A 20594-nucleotide genomic window follows, 5' to 3' on the forward strand; every position below is an offset into this window, starting at 1 on the left:
CCATGGGTTATATTTATACCTTTTTCTATATTCTTAGCAGAAATTTTATATATCTCCAAATTCACCAAAATCCCTATATTTCAAATTTAATTTTTTTATTAAATTTGAAATTCCATAGATAAAAACTATAATGACTCTGATTCAGTTAAAATATATTGTCGCTATTGACACTTACCGCCATTTTGGTTTAGCTGCGGAAAAGTGCTTCGTCTCTCAACCAACGCTGAGCATGCAGGTACAAAAGGCAGAAGATGAAATGGGAGCCAAGATTTTTGATCGCAGCAAACAGCCCGTTATTCCAACAGAATTGGGTGTTGAACTGATCGAACAGGCCAGAAAAATCCTATCAGAGGTGGAGGTACTCGATCAAATGGTTCAGATGCGGTTAGGCGTAATTGCCGGCCAATTAAAAATAGGTATCATTCCAACCCTGGCGCCCTATCTACTGCCATTGTTTATCCAATCCTTTACATCCAAATATCCCCGTGTAAAACTTATTGTGAACGAATACACTACGGATATGATGGTTGCCAGCCTGCGTAGCGGAAAGATTGATATTGGCATTCTGGTAACTCCGCTACAGGAGGCAGGAATAAAAGAATTTCCGTTATTTTATGAAGAACTGCTGGCTTATGTTTCCAGGAAGCATTCGTCCGAAAAGAAAGCTTATATGCTACCGCAGGACATTGATCCGAAGAAGTTATGGCTGCTTGAAGAAGAGCATTGCTTCAGAAGTCAGATCATGAACCTTTGTGCCCTGAAAAATTCGATTAACGACCAAAGCCAGTTCATTTATGAATCAGGTAGTATTGAAACATTAAGACGAATGATAGATACCAATGACGGTATCACTATCATACCTGAACTGGCAACAACCGATATGAATGATGAGCAGTTAAACCAGGTTCGTTACTTTGCAGAACCAGTTCCTATGCGCGAGGTTAGTATTGTAGTTCACAGAGATTATATCAAGAAGAAACTAATCACGATACTAAGCGAGGAGATCAAATCCTGTTTGCCTCTTAAAATCCGGGACAATAAAAACAATAATATTATCCCTGTGATCACACCATCCTAATGCTGCTACTTTTTACAGCGTCGTTAATAAAAACCCCGCTATCATTCGCTTTATAATATGACTGGTATCATATAGCGTTCATCAGCTTTGTTAAACCTGCCCTACCTGCTGATAATATTATTTAAATCTTCAATATTTAGCGCTGCGTTTCTTTTAATATCGCAGCTACTTCTTCATTTTCCTGATTTACGGCATAGTCTAAAGCACTTTTGCCCCATTTGTCTTTGACCGCTTTTTCCGCGCCATTTTCCAGCAGGAATCTCACTATCTGTTTATGCCCGAATGTTGAACTAAAAATTAACGCTGTAGCGCCATTATAATTGACGCGATTCAGATTAGCTTTATTTCGGTGTAAAAACATCACCATATTTAAATACCCTTTAAAACAGGCCCCCATCATTGCTGTATTTCCTGACCGGTCCTGAGCGTCAACCCTGGCACCATGTTTCAATAAAAGCTGTGCCGCATCCTGATTTTCATTATATACAGCAATGATTAAAGGCGTTGAACCTCTTGCATCTGTGGTGTCTATTTTATTTCCCGCTTTTAAACAACGGATCAAGCCAACAGTATCATTGTTACGCGCCGCATTAAAGATATCCTGGGAGAATAAACTGACTGGTCTGACAAAAATCAGTAAAATGGTTATTATGATGTATTTCATCGTCGATTAAGCAGCCTTCGCGGCTTGTTTTTGGTATGTTAATTTTAAGCGGGTTGCCATCCAATCAAAAAAGGTTATCGCCTCCTCAGCTATAATGCCCCTCACCTGCTCTGTGGCTTTTAGTTGCTCGTCAGACGTATTTTCCTTTAGCAGATTCAAATGATCGAGTGTTAGCATATTGGCCTTGCTTTTCGGTGGAATGATACTGCGAAAGGTCGTTAAATCTATAAATACGATCTGTTGAAGTTCGGCAAGCTTGCCGGCATCTAAAATATCCTTTGATGCGGCACAGGATATGATCACGGAAAACCGTGTTAAAAAACCGGGGCTTAAACAGTAATCTGCAAACTGGTACTGATAACGCTCAGCAAGTGAAACTGCTTTAGATGATGTTCTGTTGATCACCGTGACGTTTGTAAAACTCATGGAAGAAAAATATTTGATGAGATCAGCAGCAATTTCTCCGGCCCCTATAATTAGTACCGGTATATTACTACCCCTGTATTTCTTTCTAATCGCATTCACCGCGAGATAACTTATAGACTGGGAACCCTGGTGATATGCCGTTTCTTTTGTGATCCTTTTATGTGAACGGAAGATCGCCTGAAATATCCTTTCCATCAGACCGGTGATGGTGTGATGTCGCTGACTTACCATAAAAGCTTCCTTGATTTGCCCAAAAACCTGTTTGTCTCCGAAAGCCATGGAGTGTAAGCCGTTAGCTACCTCCATCATATAAGCCACAGCGGCCCGGTTATCCTCAATGAATTCAAAATGATTCAGCGGCAGATTAACCTGCTTGTAGTCCTGCAGGTATTCCAAGACATCGTATATTGTGAGAAGGCTGTTATGATTGAGGTAAATCTCGGTACGGTTACAGGTGGAAAATATAACGAGTCCAGCTAAGCCATTTTTATATTTTAAGTGTTTATAAACTTCACCTAATTCATCTTTGGTGAATTGAAAACAGGAACGGACCGAAAGTGCCGCTTTTTTAAAGTTGAGGGATGCTACGCTTATTTTCATGATCAGGAAAACTAAGGAGGACCTGCCTCCTTAGTTTTTAAAGATTAATTAATTAGACCGAAATGCGGCTTCGCCCTCTTCTCTTGAAATTTTAAGAACTGATGCGAGTCTTTTTCCAAAATCTGCATCGGCCATATAGAAGTAACCTACCATTTTAAGCACAACTGACCTATCATTAACGACCGACAGATCGCCAGTTAGGTTTTTAACCAGTTCTGATTTCTCAGCGTCGGATAACGATCTGTAAAAGTCCCCGGCCTGTTTAAAGTTATCCGGTTTGTCAATCTTATGCTGAACTGTGCTGGCCGGGTTATAAGTTGTTGCAGCATATTTGTAATTGCTGTTATCTGTATATTCCTTTTCTGACACACTGGGCTGGTAATTAACATCAGATGTTTTTTGACGATTACTAAGTGCCCCGTCCTGATTGTATGACTGAACAGCGACCTTGGGCGCATTTACCGGTAAGGCCTGAAAATTTGCACCGATCCGATAACGTTGGGTATCGAAATAAGAAAACAACCGGCCCTGGAGCAGTTTATCTTCGGATGGTTCTATGCCCGGTACCAGATCACCAGGTGAAAATGCTGATTCTTCTACTTGTTCGAAGAAGTTGTCCGGTGCTTTATTTAAGGTCATGGTGCCTACCAATATGCTTTTCGCATCTTTCTCGGGCCAGATCTTAGTTGCATCAAGCGGGTTAAAATCCAGCTTATTCAGCTCCTCGGGCTTTAACATTTGCACGTACAGTTGCCAGGATGGAAAATCACCGCTTTTAATATGATCATAAAGATCATGGGTCGCATGCTGGAAGTCTTTCGACTGAATTACGCTTGCTTCATCGCTTGTTAAACCTTTAACGCCTTGCATTGACTTCCAGGTGTATTTAGCATAGGTAATTTCTCCTTTATCATTAACCCACTTAAAGGCGTGCACACCAGATCCGTCCATCTGGCGGTAATTTGCAGGTATTCCAAGACTGGTGTATAAACGGGTTAACATGTGAGTAGATTCCGGTACATGGGAAAAGAAATCAAAAAACCTGTTGGGATCTTGCCTGTTAGTGATCGGCGATGGCTTTAGTGAATGCACCATGTCTGGAAATTTAATGGCATCCCTGATAAAAAAAACAGGAAGATTATTGCCCACTATATCGTAATTACCCTGGTCTGTATAAAACTTAACAGCAAATCCGCGCGGATCACGAAGCGTCTCCGGCGATCCGTTTCCATGGATCACAGTTGAAAATCTTGTAAATACCGGTGTTGTTTTACCCTTAGCAGCAAATAAAGAGGCTTTGGTATAAGCTGAAAAATCACCTACGCTGGTAAACACACCAAAAGCACCTGCCCCTCTCGCATGAACAACCCGTTCCGGGATTCGCTCCCTGTCAAATGATGCCAGTTTCTCAATTAAATGAATGTCTTCCAGCAAAACAGGCCCGTTGTTTCCAATCGTTTGGGAGTTTTGATTATCGCCTACCGGCGCGCCGGTGTTTGTTGTCAAAGTCTTTTGCTGCGCATAAGTAAAAACGGACAGGCAGAAAGATGAGAGTAATAAGGGAATTTTTTTATTCATAGCTTCTTATTTTTAAGTGGTCAAAGCTATATTGCCCGGCGTTTGAAAACCAATCGATTCATCTGATGAACTCATAGAAAAAACCTATCTTGAAATTGCAATATCATGACTCAAAACCCTTTATAAATGAAAAACGATCCAGCTATCTCTTCCACTGAACTATCTGCCTTTATGGATTTTTATAAACTTAAAGACGGTTTTGGAAACGCGCACTTTAAGGCAATCATACAATTTGACTTAAAAGATGGGGACTATGAAATAGAAAGCCATGTAATGATCAATCGCGGTGGATATAATAATGACGGTAAATTAACAATCTTAAGTAATAGCAGCATTTTATAGCAAAGGGAGCAAAATTCAGTACTGGAAAAAATCTACAGATATGAGATACTGGGTGCCGGACAAAAACAAGTTAGATGTACCAAGTGATTCCGTAGCAAATGAATACTATGTTTACAATCGCATATACTCAAGGGCAGACTCTGCTCAGGAAATAGTGAAATCAACCTGGTTCGATTTGGGGAAATACGATGAAGATAGCCCAATGTATGAGTTCTGTGTAATTACACCGCGATACAATTCTGTGTTAAGTGTCGTTTGGGAAAAATAGCGAAACTCGAATGTAAAAAACTTAAACAACACATATTGTAAATTATAATATTGTAAAATCTTCGCCCAAATTTCCAATTCTTCGCAATTTCTCAATGAATTGGTTCGAAAAAACACCATTGTGGGGAGCCAAAACCCACAACTTTCGTTGTGGGTTTTTTGCGTTTATGGGATAGGTGAAATTATACTGAATGTAGTAAGGCCTTTAATTGTTATATTTTAATTTCAGTTTTAAATACTACCGTAGCATCACCTTTTATCTTAATTAGCGAAGGTAGACCATTTTCAATTCCGACACTAACGCTGATCATTCCGAGTCTGTTTATCTTTTCTCCTTGTTTGCCATTGAATTCGAAGAGGCTATCCTTAAAATCAACAATTTTATTTTGTATGAGGTATCCGCCTAAAGGTCCATTTGCATTACCTGTAACCGGATCTTCATTTATTCCGATTGCAGGGGCAAACATTCTTCCATATGTTAATACGTTATCATCATCCGAGTCAAATGTGAATACAAAATAGCCATTGCAATTAATCTGTTTACTTAGATCAATCAAACTATTGTAATCAGGGGTAAGATTGTTCAACTTTTCTCTGCTTTTTATTCCAATCATCACTTTCGAATGTCCTGTAGAAGCAATCTGTACCGGGCATCTTTCATCAGTATCAGCATTGTCAAGCTTTAATGCTGATAGTATTTGTTGAGTGGTAGCGGTATCGAATATCGGGCTGAGTTCAAATTTACCCTGGGTCATTATTATCTGATAGTCCCCGTTTTTCTTAATGATCTCAAAAGGCAGCGTGCCAACCTTAGTTTTGTATTTCAAAATACAAGAGTCTAAATTGTATTCAATGGCTTTTGCGTACATCGCGGCAATTGTAGCATGGCCACAAATGGGAACTTCGGATGCTGGTGTAAAATACCTGATTAAGCCATCAGAATCATAGTCGTCGGGAGAAAAAAGAAAGGCTGTTTCAGAATTGTTTAATTCTTTGGCAATCTGTTGCATTTGAGCATCAGTGAGCCCGTCGGCATTCACAACTACGCCTGCTGGATTTCCACTAAATCTCTCCTTTGTAAAAGCATCTATCTGGTATATTTTATAGGTTTTCATGGTGTTTCGGGTTCGTTAAGGGGGACTTTCTTCTCTTTTGCATGTGCTGATCAAATATATTCAATTTTATAAACAGGATCCTGATGCTTTAATAGATATGACGAATGAAACCAAACTTATGACGATCTGTTGAAGAAAGCCTTGTTAAAAAAAAACTTTCATAAAAATTTGCGTAGTTAAATGACTACATGTATATTTGTAGTCAAATAGCTACATAATGAATTTAAGAAGAGATGTATTTCAGGCCATTGCCGACCCTACGAGAAGGACAATATTGCTTTTAGTTGCTTCACAATCGATGACGGCTGGTGCAATAGCTACCAATTTCGACACCGCAAGGCCAACTATTTCAAAACACCTACAGATCCTCACGGAGTGCGAGTTGTTGGAGCAAAAACAAAACGGCAGAGAAATTCATTACCACACTAACGCAAAAAAAATGAAAGAAATTGCCGATTTTATTGAGCCGTTCCGCAAGATGTGGGACGACAGATTTAATAAACTGGAAGATATCATGAAAAACTATAAACCAAGCAAATAGCATAACATGGAGCAGAAAACAAAAATTGATGCCGAAAATGGCAAACAGGAAATGATCATTACCAGAGAATTTGATCTGCCTGTAGAATTGCTTTTTAAGGCTTATGTTGAACCTGAAATTATAGCGCAATGGATGGGGACAAAAGTATTGAAACTTGAAAACAAAAAGTATGGCAGTTACCAGTTCGAAACTGCTGATGCTAAAGGGAACGTAGCATTTGTAGCCACCGGAGTTATACACGAGTTTGTGCCTGATGAAAAAATAACGCGGACATTCGAAATGGAAAATACACCTTTTGGCGTTCAGCTTGAGTTTTTAAAGTTTGATAAACTAACCGATGATCGTAGTAAACTTACTATGCATGTAGTTTATAAATCAGTGGCATTAAGGGATCAAATACTTGCCTTGCCTTTTGCTCAGGGTATTAATATGGCACATAACCGTTTAGAAAACATTGTAAACCAATTAAAATAGTACATTATGACAAAAAGAGACAAAATTATCTATTGGATTGCCACCGTTTGGCTATCGCTAGGCATGTTATCAACAGGAATAGTACAGTTGATAAAAATGAAAGAAGAAGTGACATTGTTTACGCAATTGGGTTACCCGCTTTATTTTCTGACTATATTGGGGATTTGGAAGATTTTGGGTGTGGTTGCGGTGTTAATTCCTAAATTTATTTTACTGAAAGAATGGGCTTATGCAGGTTTTTTCTTTGCCATGTCTGGTGCTGTTTTCTCACATATTGCAATTGGCGATACCAGTTTTTCGGCATATTTTGGGCCAATATTGCTGCTCGTGTTAACTGTATTGTCGTGGTATTTTAGGCCTGCAGATAGAAAAATTAGCTCAGTTAACTAAAATAATTTAAATTATAAGGAAGGAACGGGGTAAAGGAACAACAAATTCGACTGATATGAAAACGAATCCAAAAGTTGATTTTTATTTTAACAAAGCGAAAAAGTGGCAGGAAGAACTGTTGCTGCTACGGACAATTGCCCTAGATTGTGGGCTTACCGAAGAATTAAAATGGGGAGTGCCTTGTTATACCTTACACAACAGCAACATCGTTTTAATACATGATTTTAAAGAATACTGCGCATTTTTATTTTTTAAAGGCGTTTTATTGAATGATGCCGCTGGGATCCTGATCCAGCAAACGAAAAATGTACAGTCGGCAAGACAGGCACGTTTTACCAATGCCCTAGAAATCGTGGAACTGAAACCTATTTTGAAAACTTATATTTATGAAGCCATTGAGGTAGAAAGAGCTGGTTTGAAAGTAGATTTGAAAAAAACAGCAGCGTATACCATTCCAGATGAGTTTCAACATAAATTAGATCATATTCCTGATTTAAAAACAGCATTCGAGGCATTAACACCTGGGCGACAAAGGGCGTATCTGCTTCATTTTGCTGCGCCCAAACAAGCTAAAACCCGTGAGGCAAGGGTAGAGAAATTTATGCCGCAGATATTAAGCGGCAAAGGATTGAATGACTAATCGTTCCTCATTTCGTATTGTCGGATGTTATCACTATTGGTTTGTCATCCTGTCCAAAGGACTCCTGTGGAGAGCGTAGTCGAAGGATCTTTTTAATGTAGTGTAAAGGCATTGTGCTCCAGGTAGAGATTAGTGTTTTTTGAAATTAAGAAATGAGCGGTTTGTGGTTCTTGGCGGTTTCAGTCCCGCCATCCGCTATAGCTCCGATGGAAAAATCGGAGGCTGTCGCTGCTGTCGGGTTTAGGAGCAAGGGTTTGTGCGCCCTGTCCCCCCCCAAAAAAATGAAAGGCTGCCTTAGCCATTTAGCCCCGGTTGGAGCGTTACCCCAATGTTGTTAAGTTAAGAAGAAAACAAAAAACATTGTCATCCTGAGCCTGTCGAAGGACAAATGTTTTTTTTGTTTTCGACTAGTAAAGGTCTTCGACAGGCTCAGACTGACAAATGTATGCTTAACTTAATGACATTGAGCGTTACCTGCAGCAAGGAGGTATCCCGAACTTTCGGGAAAGCGTAAAAGCAGAAAACGGGAAGAAACTTAGTATTTTGTACAGGCACTGCGCTCCTAACCTATTTAGTAAAAAAGTGGTACTGAAAGATAGGGTAAGCCTTATACTTGATTAGGATAGAATTATAGACGACAGGATTTTTAACCAAAAAAAACATATGAGTAAAATAAATAATAATAAAAAAGAGTTGTCGGCAGAGCAAGCCAAAGAACTCCTCCATACTTTAAAAGTCCGTTTTGAAAAAAATATGAATCGCCATAAAGGCATTGAATGGGCTAAAGTAGAGGAAAGGTTAGTAGCCGATCCCGGAAAACTATGGATACTCGATGAAATGGAAATAACAGGTGGCGAACCTGATATAGTTGATTTCGACAAAAAAACAGGCGAATACATTTTTTACGATTGCTCGGCAGAAAGCCCTAAAGGCCGGAGGAGTATTTGTTATGATTTGGAAGGACTGGAATCGAGAAAAGAGCACCAACCGGAAAATAATGCTATTGATATGGCTGCTACGATGGGTGTCGAACTTTTAACAGAAGAGCAATACCGCTTTTTGCAGCAACTCGGAAAGTTCGATACCAAAACATCGAGTTGGCTTGTTACCCCTCCAGAGATTAGAAAATTGGGTGGTGCCTTTTTTGGCGATCGCCGCTACAATCATGTGTTCGTGTATCACAATGGCGCACAATCGTATTATGCTGCAAGAGCATTTCGTGGTTTGTTAAAAGTGTAACTGATGATTACAGTAATTTTTGATAACAAAAGAAACGTAGTCCAGGGCGTTTGGCCAAGCTTATTTCACCGCTAAACTGATAGCCGAGCTTCGGGGAATTGCTTGAGTGGCCATATTTTCGCTATTGGTATCAACCCTTAAGATAGAAATTCCCGAAGCTTTTGCTACCACTTCGGCCTGGTTCATTAAAGCCTTGGCAATGTCCATGCCCTGGCTGTCAGGGTCTACTGCTAAACGGTGCGTAACAATGGCTTGTTTGTTAATATCCCAACCCGCATCGGCATACTCGGGATCTTGATCTGTAGTAATTGCAGAAACACCAACAACCTGATCTTGTAGCTCGGCTATCCATAACTGACCGATGGTAATATCATTATCAAATACCTCTGGGTTTGGGTAATCTTCTCCCCATTGGAAATTCCCTGCCGCACGCATAAGCGGTACAACCTTGCTTACTAAATGCATTATCTTCGGGATATCTGCTGTTACAGCTAATCTAATCGTCATGGTTCCAAAGATAACAGAATAGATTTAATGGTTCGCTGGTTAATTGGGCATTGGTTACCAGGCGGCCACCTAACCATCAACTATGGGTCAGAGACGATCAAGCTATCTCACTTTCATGAAGCTACCAAGGCTGGTAACATGCCTTAGTTTTTTCTTTAAAACGATTAAACTTTTCTTTTAACCAACCGTCAAAATAAAACACACAGCATAAAGCTTGATTTATTTTTCACTTAAAAGGTTAGGTTATGAAAAGGATTGTAAATGCATTGCTCTTATTGGTTATGGCGGTTAATTTTAGTGCATGCGTGGTAAGCGCACATGCACCAAGGGCACACTGGGTACGCGGGCATTATAATATTGGCCCTCATGGCGGTCGGTATTGGGTACCCGGACATTACCGTTAAATTTTTGCTAGAGGCTGTATCATAAATATATATATGTCATCCTGAGCTTGTCGAAGGACCCGTTTAAATACGCTTTAAGGTGTTTCGACAGGCTCAACATGACAGCATCTGAGGTGAAATCGCCTTTATGATACAGCCTCTTGTTTTTATAAGCATGTTAAAAATGTAATTCCGTAACTAATGCGATTGTTGATTTAGATTGTAGGAATAAAATAATACATTAGCGTTATTAACACGATTTTAGCATATGCAAGAAGAAATTCTTTTACAGATTAGCCTTAAAATTAAAGAAAGACGTAAAGAACTGGGGATTACCGTTCAGGAGCTTGCAGATAAAGCAGAGGTAAGCAAGGGGCTGATCTCTCAAATCGAAAATAGCCGTACCATTCCGTCTTTAATGGTATTAATGGATATTATTAAAAGTCTGCAGATAGATCTGAACAGTTTTTTTAAGGATATCAATTTTCATAAAAAAGATGCCCCCGTTCTGGTGAAACGAAAAGATCAGTACCAGAAGTTCGAAAAAGAACAGGCCGTAGGTTTTAACTACTCGCGTATTTTAACTAAGAATATTAAGTTTTCGACTGCCGATTTTGTACTGCTCGAGCTCGAAGTGAATGCGCATCGCCCAATGGTGAAAACCGAAGCTTTCGAATTTAAATACATGATAGAAGGTAAAGTAGAGTATCAGTTTTCGAAAAAGAAAATTATACTCGAAAAAGGAGACTCTATGCTTTTCGATGGAAGGCTTTCTCACACCCCGGTTAATATTGGCGATAGCAGGGCGCTAATGCTGGTGATTTATTTTTTTGAATAACATTTATGTAAACAAAGTTTATTAATACTTAACAAATACTTATCTTCATCTTTATAAACCAATCTTAGGTTTGGTAATAGAAAATATGAATATGAAAAGATTTTTGAAAAGTACTTTAGTGCTACTTTGTTTATGTGTATTTGCCCAGGCACAACCTAAAAAAATTAAACACGTAATCTTAATTGGTTGCGATGGTTTTGGTGGCTACGCTTTGCCAGAGGCGAATATGCCTAATCTTAAAGCACTAATGGCTAACGGCTCGTGGACTACACAGGCACGTTGTGTATTGCCATCTTCCAGTGCTGTAAACTGGGCTTCCCTGTTAATGGGTGCTGGGTCAACCGAACATGGTTATACCGAATGGGACAGTAAAGTGCCCGAAATTCCATCTATCACCAAAACATCTTATGGTTTGTTTCCAGGGATATTTAGTGTAATCAGAGATCAAAAAAAACAGGCTAAAACAGCTATTGTGTATAGCTGGAGTGGTATTGGTTATTTATTTGAGAAAGAAGCAGTAAATATCATCGTTAGCGGAAATGACAAAGATGATTTTTGCACTGATACCACTGTTGCGATTATCAAAAAAGAAAAACCTTATTTTACCTTTCTGCATTTAGACGAACCTGATGGTACGGGGCATTCAATCGGTCACCGTACACCGGCTTATTATAAACAACTGGAGTTGGTGGATCAGCGGATCGGTAAAATTGTAAAAGCGGTTAACGATGCAGGCATAGCTGATGAAACCGTTATCCTGGTTACTGCCGATCACGGTGGTAAAGGTAAAGGCCATGGGGGTAAATCGCTTGATGAAGTGCAGATCCCGTGGATTATCTCAGGCCCTGGCGTTCGTAAAAACCACGAATTAAAAGATGCAATTATTACCTACGATACGGCCGCAACACTAGCCTGGTTAATGAGGTTGCAACAACCGCAATGTTGGAGAGGGAGGCCGGTATTAGAGGCCTTTACGAAATAAATACAGGCCCTACACGGTTAAAACTTAACAATTTGATAATCTTTATATTGTTTACTAAAAATAAACAATGTTTACTATTGTGTTTTTAGATAAATACATATTTCAATCAAATTAATGGTGTTCGGTATGATAAACAACATAAGCAGATATTAGGATGAGTTTACTTCATCTTGCCCGAAAAAAAGCACTTAATTGGCCTTATTGGTTAATTACAATGCTTGGTGGTATAGCAGCATTTGGTTGTTATACCAGTATGTATGCCTTTCGTAAAGCTTTTGCCTCTGCTACTTTTGAGCATCAGGAATTTCTGCATATCGATTATAAAGTTTGGTTGGTTATTGCTCAAATGGTAGGTTATACCTTAAGTAAGTTTTATGGTATCCGTTTTATTTCCGAATCGGGGAAAAGTAACCGGGCAAGGAGCATCATTTTTCTGATTCTTTTTTCTTGGCTAGCCCTGCTCGGATTTGCTTTGGTACCTGCTCCTTACAATATTGTATTTCTTTTTCTCAACGGTTTCCCTTTGGGCATGATCTGGGGTTTGGTATTCAGTTATTTGGAAGGAAGAAAAACAACCGAATTTATGGGTGCGTTAATGTCGATCAGTTTAATATTTGCCTCAGGTTTTGTTAAAACGGTAGCACGTACGCTGATGTCGTTTGCTTCGGTAAGCGATTATTGGATGCCTTTTCTTACCGGACTGGTTTTTCTGCTTCCACTGTTCCTGTTTGTTTTTTGTCTGGAGGTTATTCCGCCGCCTTCAAAAGAAGATCAGGAGTTACGTACCAAGCGGGTGCCAATGGATGCGAAACAGCGCAGAAAGTTTATCACCACATTTTTGCCAGGTATCATCTTAACCATAATCATTTACGTGCTGCTTACCTGTATCCGCGATATGCGCGATAATTTCGAAGTAGAAATCTGGAATGGCCTAGGTATTCATAACAACCATATCTATACGCAGATTGATACCCTGATTTCGGTTGTGGTATTGGTGATGATGGGACTTTTGATCCTGATTAAAGATAACCTCAAAGCTTTTACCGTGATCCATATCATGATTATTTCGGGCTGTTTGCTAATTGGCGTATGTACATTCTTTTTTGATAGGGGCTACATTGGGCCTGTTAGCTGGATGGCTTTACTGGGAATGGGACTGTATATGGCCTACATTCCCTATAATGCTATTTTCTTTGAACGGATGATTGCCAATTTTCATTATAAGAGCAACATCGGTTTTATTATGTATGTGGCCGATTCTATTGGTTATGTAGGTAGTTTTTCAATACTCCTGTTTCATGAGTTCGGTGATACGAATGCCAGCTGGATGCACTTTTTTAAGCAGTGTTTGTTTGCCATACCATTAATTGGAGGGATGTGTAGTGTACTTTCTTTGATCTATTTTAGAAGAAAAACTTTGGTTACAAACAAAAAGATGCAGGCGGCTGGGAGTGTAATTTTAGCAGGAAAGTGAAAAGATGTTTTTTTTTGGATGTCATTTTTTGCCATGTAAGGAATATAAGGTCATTTAAGCTTATATGTTTCTTACATTTCTTAAATGGTAGAAGTACAGGGCGCGGTGGTCCTCAAGAGATCGTCATTCTCAACTTGACTGGGAACCAAGTAGTGCTCATGAATGCTTATGAAGAAAAGAAAGCTTATGTATAATCGTAATGCAATAAGCTTTAAGATTCCCGCCTGCGCGAGAATGACGCGTAATTTTTAAAAGATAAAGTAGCTAAACAATATTAACTCAACATTGATGTCTGGATGAATTAAAAACATCCTGAGATCAGCAAAAAATAAACAATGAATAAACATTTCGATCTTATTGTAATTGGTGGAGGGATTCTAGGAACATTCCATGCTTACCATGCTTTACTTTCGGGCAAATCGGTACTACAGCTCGAAAAAGACAATTTTCCGGTTGGCGCTACGGTACGCAATTTTGGTCAGGTGGTACCCTCAGGTATGGAGGCCGAATGGTTCGAATATGGGGTGGCTGGCTTAGATATTTATAAATCAATTCAGCAAGAATTCGATATTTCCGTGCAGCAAAATGGTAGTGTGTACATCGCATCAGATAACGATGAGCAGACCTTGATCCACGAGCTGAAAGCACATTACGATACCATTGGGTACGAAACCGAATTGCTTAGTCAAAAAGCGGTTTTAAAGAAATATCCTGCTATTAAATCTTCTTATGCCAAAGAAGCCATCTTTTTTCCTCAGGAAATTAGTGTAGCACCAGATCAAATGATCCACCGCCTGCATGAATATATGCAGACTAAGTTTGCACAATACACACTTAAATACAACAGTCCGGTTACCGCCTGCGAAAGCAAAGGCACTGGTGTTGAAGTAGGTTTAAGAAACAATACTGAACTTTTTACGGCAGAGAAAGCCATTATCTGTAACGGTTACGAATTTAAACTGCTTTATCCCGAACTGTTTAGCGAGAGCGGTATTGTGGTAAGTAAGCTGCAGATGATGCGCAGCATACCTATGCCAGAAGTAGCTTTAACAGGTAATATTTTAACAGGGTTAACTACCAGGCGTTATGAGAGTTTTGAGTACTATTGTCCGTCTTTTAAAAGCATTAAAACCCCTGAGCATTACGAAGAGCTGAAAAAATGGGGTATCCATATCCTGTTTAAAAAGGCGGCAGATAATACGATTATTATTGGCGATTCGCATGTGTATGCCGATGTAAACCATTTCGACGATCTGGGTTTCGATTTAAGCCACCACATTAATGAGCTCATGCTCAAAGAAGCAGCCCGGATAGTTGATTTCGATGTGCGAAAACTGCAAAGTACCTGGGCCGGATTTTATCCGCAGCACGCAACAAAACATATTGTAACTTACGATCTCGACGATCGCATCCATATCCGTACAGCTATTGGCGGTAAAGGAATGACTGCCAGCGCAGGTTATGCCGCAGAAAGCATTAAGAAAATATTTGGTTAACAAATACTAAACAGAAATAGGGGTTTTTGTTAACTAAAAGTTGGCATTAGGCTAACATACACATCTTATCATTGCATCTATAAAACCTAAAAAAATTATAGATAAATGAAACATCTCTACAAGATGAAGATGTGCATGGTAGCTTTGCTGTTGCTGTGCCTCACGCCTTATTTTTCCTGGGCACAAACAAAAATAGCTGGTCTGGTTAAAGACGATGCGCAACAGCCGGTTCCAGGCGTTAGCGTAATGGTAAAAGGGACTAAAAAAGCTACTTCTACCGATTTGTCGGGCCGCTTTACCCTCGATGCCAAAACAGGCGAAACACTTGTTTTTAGTTCGATCGGATTTCTTCCGCAAGAAGTTCAGGTTACTGGCGCAAACCTTACCGTAACTTTAAAAACAGACTCGAAAAATTTAAACGAGGTAGTGGTTACCGCCCTCGGTATCCGTAAAGAGAAAAGAAACCTGGGTTATGCCATTCAGGAAGTAAAAGGAGCCGATCTGGTAAAAGCCAGAGAAGCTAATCCGGTAAACGGATTGGTGGGTAAGGTTGCCGGTTTAACTGTTGGGGTATCTTCAGAGCTTTTGGGCCGTTCGTCGCTTTACCTTCGCGGTAACGATGTTAATTTGGTAGTGGTAGATGGGGTGCCGATCAATTCGGATACCTGGAATATCAATCCCGATGATATTGATACTTATACCGTGCTTAAAGGCCCAGCAGCAGCGGCACTTTATGGCTATCAGGCTTATAATGGTGCATTATTAATCACCACTAAAAGAGGTAAACTGAGCGACAAAGGTTTTACCGTAGAACTAAATTCGAGCACGCAGTTTAACAAAGGGTTTATCGCTTTGCCGAAAAGCCAGGACGAGTACGGGCCAGGTGAGCACAGTGCCTACGCTTTTGGTGATGGAAAAGGTGGTGGCTTAAATGATGGTGATTACGATATCTGGGGGCCAAAATTCGACGGTCAGTTGATTCCTCAATATGATAGTCCGATTGTGAACGGCGTGCGCCAGGGTACACCATGGGTAGGCCGTGGAAAGGATAACTTAAAGCGTTTTATTGAAACAGGATTGCTTTCTGCAAACAACATTGCCTTATCTTCTGCAACAGATAAGTATAATTTAAGGGTTTCCATTTCCAATAATTATCAAAAAGGAATTATACCTAACACACAATTAAATATCAACAATTTTAATGTAAGTGGTTCGTATAACATCAGTCCGAAATTAAGGGCCGAAGCCTACATCAATTACAGTCGCCAGTTTTCTGATAACATTCCTGATGTAAATTATGGACCGAACAGTGTGATTTATAACATGACACTTTGGGGCGGTGCCGACTGGAACATCGACGATATGAAAAACTACTGGCAGCCAGGTAAAGAAGGAATCCAGTCTATTTACGCCGAATACCAGCGTTACCATAACCCTTATTTTTTATCTTACGAGTGGTTACGCGGACATAAAAAGAACGATATTAACGGTTATGCCTCTCTAAACTACAATGTAACCAAAGGATTGGATGTATTGCTGAAAACGCAGATCTCTACTTACGATCAGCTAAGGACCGAGAAAATGCCGTTTTCTGCTCACCCATACGGACGTGAAGAAGGCTTGGGCGATTATAGGGAAGACCGCCGCAGCATGTTCGAAAACAATACGCAATTGATTTTAAAGTACAATAAAAACATTGGCGATTTATTCGAAATCAGTGCTTTCGGCGGTGGTAATGCCCGTAACTTCAGTTACAATTCGAGCTTTACCACAACCGATTATTTAAATGTTCCGAATGTATATAACTTCTCGAACTCTAAAAACCCGGTAAAAGCATTCGATTTCAATTCACAAATGTTGGTGTTAAGTGCTTTTTACTCAGTTGATTTGAGCTTTAAAAAGTACCTGAACATCAATACCACTGGCCGTGTAGATAAAAACTCTGCACTTCCTCCGGGCAACAATTCAGCATTCTATCCTTCGGTTTCGCTAAGCTCGGTAATCTCCGATTATGTAAAAATGCCTGCTTTTATTTCATTTGCAAAAGTAAGGGCATCGTATGCAAACGTTAAAGATCCGGGTTTGGGTACACAGGAATTTATTGGTGCAACACCACTGCAAACTTATCCAATTGGTTATGGTGCAGAATATACTTCGTCATACGGTGGTCCTGGTTATGGTCTTTCTTCGCCTTACAGCATCAGGCCAACCTACAATAACCAAACAGGTGCCTATTATACCAACAACCTTATCGATCTGAACGCAGTAAAAGCGCAGAGCAGAACCAATTACGAAGGTGGTATCGATCTGAAGTTCCTGAAAAACCGGTTAGGTTTTGAAGCTACATATTTCAGGTATCTTGATGGGCCGAAAATTATCAGACAAAATATCTCAGCAGCAACAGGTTACCAAACCAATACCATCAACGGCCGTAAAACGCAAAACAGTGGAGTGGAGTTAAGTTTATCAGGTGCACCAATCATGACCGACAAATTTGGCTGGGATGTTATGATCAACTGGTCTACCTACAAACAGATTTACAAGGAACTTGCCCCGGGCGAAACATCGGTTGATCAATTCTTTAAAACCGGTGACCGTATCGACAATATCTATGGTTCTGTTTTAGCTAAAACACCAAGCGGACAGGTGATCCATACTTCAAGCGGAACACCGGTTTCGTTACCGGTTAACCAGCTGCTGGGGCATGCCGATCCAAACTGGGTATGGAGCATCGGTAACAAATTCAGGTATGAGAATTTCTCTTTCAGTTTCCAGTTAGATGGTAAAGTGGGTGGCGTAATGCAAGATTATGTTAGGTTAAAATCGTTCCAGGGCGGTCGTCAGATCGAAACCATCCAGGGTAAAATGGGCGAAGCCAGATATCAGGATTACCTGCGTGTAAACGATCCAACTTATAAAGGTACATGGGTAGGCGATGGTGTGGTGGTTGCCAATAACGGTAAGCTCAATTTCGATCCGGTTACGGGTGTAATTACCAATTATGGCGACCTAACTTTTGCGCCGAATACCACTCCGCAGTTGTTGCAGGATTATCTGGGCGTTTTTTATGGTGCCAAAGAGAACACCATGATGAGCCGCACCTATGCCAAATTGCGCGAAGTAACTTTTGGCTACCAATTGCCTAAGAAACTATTGGAGCGCACGTTTATCAAATCGGCCAATATTTCGGTAGTGGGACGTAATCTCCTGTACTTTATCAATTCTACTTATAACGATGTGGATGTAGATCAGTACTCGGGCAGAGAAGGTACCTCTACACTGCAAACACCAACTACAAGAAGTATAGGTTTTAACCTGAATGTTACTTTTTAACCTTTAGCAATAAGTATTATGAAATCAATATATAAAATCCTGTTCCTCTTCATCATCGTTGCTGTTTGTGGCGGGTGCAAGAAAGAATTTGAAGAAAATTTTAAAAATCCGAACCAGGCCGAAACCGTTCCGCCAAACTTATTATTGAACGGTATTTTGTTCGATATGTACGAGGCACCTTTTTCGGGCTCAGAAAGATGGAACCAGTACACTGCGGCCAATTATTTCTATTACGCAACCAATAACTACGATTGGACAGGTGCTTCGTTAGATTATACAACTTTAAAAAATGTGGTAAAAATGGAAGGGGAAGCCAACCGTTTAGGCGGTGCAGTAGCTAAGCCTTACCTGGCACTGGCTAAATTCTTTAAAGCATATTATTTTGTGAAAATGAGTTTGAAAGTGGGCGATTTACCAATGACTGACGCCTTAAAAGGTTTCGCCAACTTAACCCCGAAGTACGATACCCAAAAAGATATTTTTAAACAATCGTTAACCTGGTTAGAAGAATCGAACAACGATTTATCGGCTTTAATTGTTGCAGGCAACAAAGAATTAAAAGGCGATATCTACCTTAAAAATGACCTGGCAGCTTGGCAAAAGGTGGTAAATACCTTTAAATTACGGACTTTGATCAATTTGAGTACAAAAGCAGATGATGCCGACTTACAGGTAAAACAACAATTTGCTGCGGTATTGGGTAACCCGACCAAATATCCGGTTATGGAGAGTATGGCCGATAACCTGCAGTTTGTATACAATGAGAGTTTTAACAAATACCCGAACAATAAAGATAATTTTGGTAATGATGCCCTGCGTTACAATATGGCGGGTACGTATTTAAATACGCTTTCGACCCTTAAAGATCCCCGGGCCTACATGGTTGCTGAGCCGGCAAGAGGAATAGCCGAAGCCAATGGTTACGCCATTACCGATTACCGCAATTTTATTGGTGCACCTACAGGTGAAGACCAGGGGGTAATGTTGGATAAGGTACAGAAGGGGCTGTATTCGCTGATTGGCCGTTATCGCTACTATAGTGGTTATACAGCAGAAAATACTTTTATCATTGCTTATCCTGAGCTTTGTTTTATCAAAGCAGAGGGTATTAACCGCGGTTGGGCTACTGGCGATGCAGAAAGCTGGTATAAAAAAGGGATTCAGGCTTCTGTCAGTTTCTATGGTATTAAAGACGGCGTTAATGTGGTCACCTTTTTGAAAAAGGATGGGAAGCTGGGCGAATTTGAAAATTTTAATATTAATTTCTCTTTCGAAAGCGATTATTATGCGCAGGCCGCGGTTAAATATGCCGGTAATACAGCCGATGGTTTAAAGCAGATCCTGACACAGAAATACCTGGCTTATTTCCGTAATTCGGGCTTCGAAGCTTACTATCAGTACCGCAGAACAGGTGTGCCAACTTTCGATTTAGGCCCTGGCGTAGGCAATAGTAACAGGATTCCCAAGCGTTTTCAGTACCCCAATATCGAAAGAACAACCAATGGCGAAAACCTAAAACAGGCTTTACTTCGCCAATATAATGGAATTGACGATATTAACCTCGCACCTTGGATTGTTAAATAGAAAGAGGATAACCTGTTGATATTCAGTTTGAAATTCGCAAAACGATCCTCCGCCGTAAAGGGAGGATCGTTTTCTTAAATAATAATTGAATTAATTTTTGCATAAATAGTTTAAAAGCGCTAATATTGCACTCCCAAAATGAACAAGGGTATTTAACTGTAAAGTATAAATAAACCTCATTTTAGGAAACGACCAGTACTCCTTCTTAGCTCAGCTGGTTAGAGCATCTGACTGTTAATCAGAGGGTCGCTGGTTCGAGCCCAGCAGAGGGAGCCAGAGTGGGCAAGCACGTTTTACGATCGCTTGCCCTTCTTTTTTTATCTCCTATTTCGCTGTTAACCTAATGATTTCTCGACTACGTTACACTCCGCTACCATTGACAGACTCCAATAGGATGGTCGTCATTGCGAGGAACGAAGCAATCTTAATGCGCACGCTGGTAGCGATCGTTGTAAGATTGCTTCGTCGGCTGAAAGAGCCTTCTCGCAATGACGATTCTTCGCAGCCTACCACTGCAAAAAAAAAGCTTCTGTCATCTATTTTGATTTTTAAACAATTAATTAACCCTACCATTGACGTTATTTTACAAACTACTAATAATCAACATTTTAACCGATTTTGCGTTTCCACCCAACTAGGCCGC

Annotated in this window: 21 protein-coding genes and 1 tRNA gene; 17 read left to right on the forward strand and 5 right to left on the reverse strand. The window is 40.1% G+C overall.

The features are described from left to right. Window positions 1-130: 130 nt before the first annotated feature. Window positions 131-1078: a hydrogen peroxide-inducible genes activator gene (locus AW17_RS19350; RefSeq protein ID WP_029279134.1), complete on the forward strand. Its 948-nt coding sequence runs from the start codon at window positions 131-133 to the stop codon at window positions 1076-1078. Window positions 1079-1214: 136 nt separating this feature from the next. Here AW17_RS19350 and AW17_RS19355 read toward each other — a convergent pair whose 3' ends face one another. From AW17_RS19355 to AW17_RS19365, 3 genes are read right to left on the reverse strand one after another with little or no spacing between them, the layout of a single operon-like run. Continuing rightward, window positions 1215-1742: an ankyrin repeat domain-containing protein gene (locus AW17_RS19355; protein WP_029279136.1), complete on the reverse strand. Its 528-nt coding sequence runs from the start codon at window positions 1740-1742 to the stop codon at window positions 1215-1217. A 6-nt stretch (window positions 1743-1748) separates the two neighbouring features. Further along, the gene (locus tag AW17_RS19360; RefSeq protein ID WP_029279138.1) at window positions 1749-2768 is read right to left on the reverse strand and encodes a glutamyl-tRNA reductase; all 1020 of its coding nucleotides are present in this window, start codon (window positions 2766-2768) and stop codon (window positions 1749-1751) included. A 48-nt stretch (window positions 2769-2816) separates the two neighbouring features. Further along, the gene (locus AW17_RS19365; protein ID WP_029279140.1) at window positions 2817-4346 is read right to left on the reverse strand and encodes a catalase; all 1530 of its coding nucleotides are present in this window, start codon (window positions 4344-4346) and stop codon (window positions 2817-2819) included. 126 nt (window positions 4347-4472) lie between these two features. Here AW17_RS19365 and AW17_RS19370 point away from each other — a divergent pair, with 126 nt between their 5' ends. Both AW17_RS19370 and AW17_RS24300 read left to right on the forward strand, forming a co-directional pair. Continuing rightward, window positions 4473-4688, forward strand: a complete 216-nt coding sequence (locus AW17_RS19370) for a hypothetical protein (protein ID WP_029279142.1) — start codon at window positions 4473-4475, stop codon at window positions 4686-4688. 40 nt (window positions 4689-4728) lie between these two features. Beyond that, entirely contained in the window at window positions 4729-4956 is a 228-nt protein-coding gene (locus AW17_RS24300; RefSeq protein ID WP_157280368.1) for a hypothetical protein, read from the forward strand. Window positions 4957-5167: 211 nt separating this feature from the next. Here AW17_RS24300 and AW17_RS19375 read toward each other — a convergent pair whose 3' ends face one another. Then, on the reverse strand, window positions 5168-6070 hold the full coding sequence (locus AW17_RS19375) for a PhzF family isomerase (RefSeq protein ID WP_029279144.1): 903 nt from the start codon (window positions 6068-6070) through the stop codon (window positions 5168-5170). A 217-nt stretch (window positions 6071-6287) separates the two neighbouring features. Here AW17_RS19375 and AW17_RS19380 point away from each other — a divergent pair, with 217 nt between their 5' ends. The 5 genes from AW17_RS19380 to AW17_RS19400 all read left to right on the forward strand — a co-directional run bounded on the left by AW17_RS19380 (window position 6288) and on the right by AW17_RS19400 (window position 9354). Next, a complete protein-coding gene (locus AW17_RS19380) occupies window positions 6288-6611 on the forward strand; it encodes an ArsR/SmtB family transcription factor (protein WP_029279146.1) in 324 nt (107 codons plus the stop codon). Between the two features lie 6 nt (window positions 6612-6617). Continuing rightward, a complete protein-coding gene (locus AW17_RS19385) occupies window positions 6618-7085 on the forward strand; it encodes an SRPBCC domain-containing protein (protein WP_029279148.1) in 468 nt (155 codons plus the stop codon). 6 nt (window positions 7086-7091) lie between these two features. Next, complete coding sequence (locus tag AW17_RS19390; RefSeq protein ID WP_029279150.1) at window positions 7092-7475, forward strand: DoxX family protein; 384 nt, start codon at window positions 7092-7094, stop codon at window positions 7473-7475. A gap of 55 nt (window positions 7476-7530) precedes the next feature. After that, a complete protein-coding gene (locus AW17_RS19395) occupies window positions 7531-8115 on the forward strand; it encodes a YdeI/OmpD-associated family protein (protein WP_029279152.1) in 585 nt (194 codons plus the stop codon). A gap of 663 nt (window positions 8116-8778) precedes the next feature. Continuing rightward, the gene (locus tag AW17_RS19400) at window positions 8779-9354 is read left to right on the forward strand and encodes a DUF4256 domain-containing protein (RefSeq protein ID WP_029279154.1); all 576 of its coding nucleotides are present in this window, start codon (window positions 8779-8781) and stop codon (window positions 9352-9354) included. A gap of 60 nt (window positions 9355-9414) precedes the next feature. Here the strand turns inward: AW17_RS19400 and AW17_RS19405 are convergent, their stop codons facing one another. Continuing rightward, window positions 9415-9861 (reverse strand): GNAT family N-acetyltransferase, encoded by a 447-nt coding sequence (locus tag AW17_RS19405; protein WP_209444299.1) that lies wholly within the window; start codon window positions 9859-9861, stop codon window positions 9415-9417. 245 nt (window positions 9862-10106) lie between these two features. Between AW17_RS19405 and AW17_RS24505 the strand changes: the two genes are divergently transcribed. The 9 genes from AW17_RS24505 to AW17_RS24710 form a co-directional block, all read left to right on the forward strand. Next, window positions 10107-10265, forward strand: coding sequence for a hypothetical protein (locus AW17_RS24505; RefSeq protein WP_167343702.1), 159 nt, complete (start codon window positions 10107-10109; stop codon window positions 10263-10265). Window positions 10266-10512: 247 nt separating this feature from the next. Next, complete coding sequence (locus AW17_RS19410) at window positions 10513-11082, forward strand: helix-turn-helix domain-containing protein (RefSeq protein WP_029279156.1); 570 nt, start codon at window positions 10513-10515, stop codon at window positions 11080-11082. 91 nt (window positions 11083-11173) lie between these two features. Further along, complete coding sequence (locus AW17_RS19415; protein ID WP_029279158.1) at window positions 11174-12064, forward strand: alkaline phosphatase family protein; 891 nt, start codon at window positions 11174-11176, stop codon at window positions 12062-12064. Window positions 12065-12218: 154 nt separating this feature from the next. After that, window positions 12219-13538, forward strand: a complete 1320-nt coding sequence (locus AW17_RS19420) for a DUF5690 family protein (RefSeq protein ID WP_157280369.1) — start codon at window positions 12219-12221, stop codon at window positions 13536-13538. 335 nt (window positions 13539-13873) lie between these two features. Further along, window positions 13874-15034, forward strand: a complete 1161-nt coding sequence (locus AW17_RS19425) for a TIGR03364 family FAD-dependent oxidoreductase (RefSeq protein WP_029279162.1) — start codon at window positions 13874-13876, stop codon at window positions 15032-15034. A gap of 105 nt (window positions 15035-15139) precedes the next feature. Further along, window positions 15140-18367: a SusC/RagA family TonB-linked outer membrane protein gene (locus tag AW17_RS19430; RefSeq protein ID WP_051691976.1), complete on the forward strand. Its 3228-nt coding sequence runs from the start codon at window positions 15140-15142 to the stop codon at window positions 18365-18367. 18 nt (window positions 18368-18385) lie between these two features. Next, a complete protein-coding gene (locus tag AW17_RS19435) occupies window positions 18386-19951 on the forward strand; it encodes a SusD/RagB family nutrient-binding outer membrane lipoprotein (protein WP_029279166.1) in 1566 nt (521 codons plus the stop codon). A gap of 199 nt (window positions 19952-20150) precedes the next feature. Next, window positions 20151-20227: transfer RNA gene (locus AW17_RS19440), tRNA-Asn, on the forward strand. A 151-nt stretch (window positions 20228-20378) separates the two neighbouring features. Then, on the forward strand, window positions 20379-20594 hold a 216-nt coding region (locus AW17_RS24710), incomplete at its 3' end, for a hypothetical protein (protein ID WP_029279168.1).

The organism is Pedobacter borealis DSM 19626 (genome assembly GCF_000708285.2).
In the GTDB taxonomy this organism is placed as follows: Bacteria; Bacteroidota; Bacteroidia; order Sphingobacteriales; family Sphingobacteriaceae; genus Pedobacter; species Pedobacter borealis.

Excerpts from the sequence above, each read along its gene's own strand:
- AW17_RS19350 (WP_029279134.1), top strand. The coding sequence starts at position 131 with ATGACTCTGATTCAGTTAAAATATATTGTCGCTATTGACACTTACCGC.
- AW17_RS19355 (WP_029279136.1), bottom strand. The coding sequence starts at position 1,742 with ATGAAATACATCATAATAACCATTTTACTGATTTTTGTCAGACCAGTC.
- AW17_RS19360 (WP_029279138.1), bottom strand. The coding sequence starts at position 2,768 with ATGAAAATAAGCGTAGCATCCCTCAACTTTAAAAAAGCGGCACTTTCG.
- AW17_RS19365 (WP_029279140.1), bottom strand. The coding sequence starts at position 4,346 with ATGAATAAAAAAATTCCCTTATTACTCTCATCTTTCTGCCTGTCCGTT.
- AW17_RS19370 (WP_029279142.1), top strand. The coding sequence starts at position 4,473 with ATGAAAAACGATCCAGCTATCTCTTCCACTGAACTATCTGCCTTTATG.
- AW17_RS24300 (WP_157280368.1), top strand. The coding sequence starts at position 4,729 with ATGAGATACTGGGTGCCGGACAAAAACAAGTTAGATGTACCAAGTGAT.
- AW17_RS19375 (WP_029279144.1), bottom strand. The coding sequence starts at position 6,070 with ATGAAAACCTATAAAATATACCAGATAGATGCTTTTACAAAGGAGAGA.
- AW17_RS19380 (WP_029279146.1), top strand. The coding sequence starts at position 6,288 with ATGAATTTAAGAAGAGATGTATTTCAGGCCATTGCCGACCCTACGAGA.
- AW17_RS19385 (WP_029279148.1), top strand. The coding sequence starts at position 6,618 with ATGGAGCAGAAAACAAAAATTGATGCCGAAAATGGCAAACAGGAAATG.
- AW17_RS19390 (WP_029279150.1), top strand. The coding sequence starts at position 7,092 with ATGACAAAAAGAGACAAAATTATCTATTGGATTGCCACCGTTTGGCTA.
- AW17_RS19395 (WP_029279152.1), top strand. The coding sequence starts at position 7,531 with ATGAAAACGAATCCAAAAGTTGATTTTTATTTTAACAAAGCGAAAAAG.
- AW17_RS19400 (WP_029279154.1), top strand. The coding sequence starts at position 8,779 with ATGAGTAAAATAAATAATAATAAAAAAGAGTTGTCGGCAGAGCAAGCC.
- AW17_RS19405 (WP_209444299.1), bottom strand. The coding sequence starts at position 9,861 with ATGACGATTAGATTAGCTGTAACAGCAGATATCCCGAAGATAATGCAT.
- AW17_RS24505 (WP_167343702.1), top strand. The coding sequence starts at position 10,107 with ATGAAAAGGATTGTAAATGCATTGCTCTTATTGGTTATGGCGGTTAAT.
- AW17_RS19410 (WP_029279156.1), top strand. The coding sequence starts at position 10,513 with ATGCAAGAAGAAATTCTTTTACAGATTAGCCTTAAAATTAAAGAAAGA.
- AW17_RS19415 (WP_029279158.1), top strand. The coding sequence starts at position 11,174 with ATGAAAAGATTTTTGAAAAGTACTTTAGTGCTACTTTGTTTATGTGTA.
- AW17_RS19420 (WP_157280369.1), top strand. The coding sequence starts at position 12,219 with ATGAGTTTACTTCATCTTGCCCGAAAAAAAGCACTTAATTGGCCTTAT.
- AW17_RS19425 (WP_029279162.1), top strand. The coding sequence starts at position 13,874 with ATGAATAAACATTTCGATCTTATTGTAATTGGTGGAGGGATTCTAGGA.
- AW17_RS19430 (WP_051691976.1), top strand. The coding sequence starts at position 15,140 with ATGAAACATCTCTACAAGATGAAGATGTGCATGGTAGCTTTGCTGTTG.
- AW17_RS19435 (WP_029279166.1), top strand. The coding sequence starts at position 18,386 with ATGAAATCAATATATAAAATCCTGTTCCTCTTCATCATCGTTGCTGTT.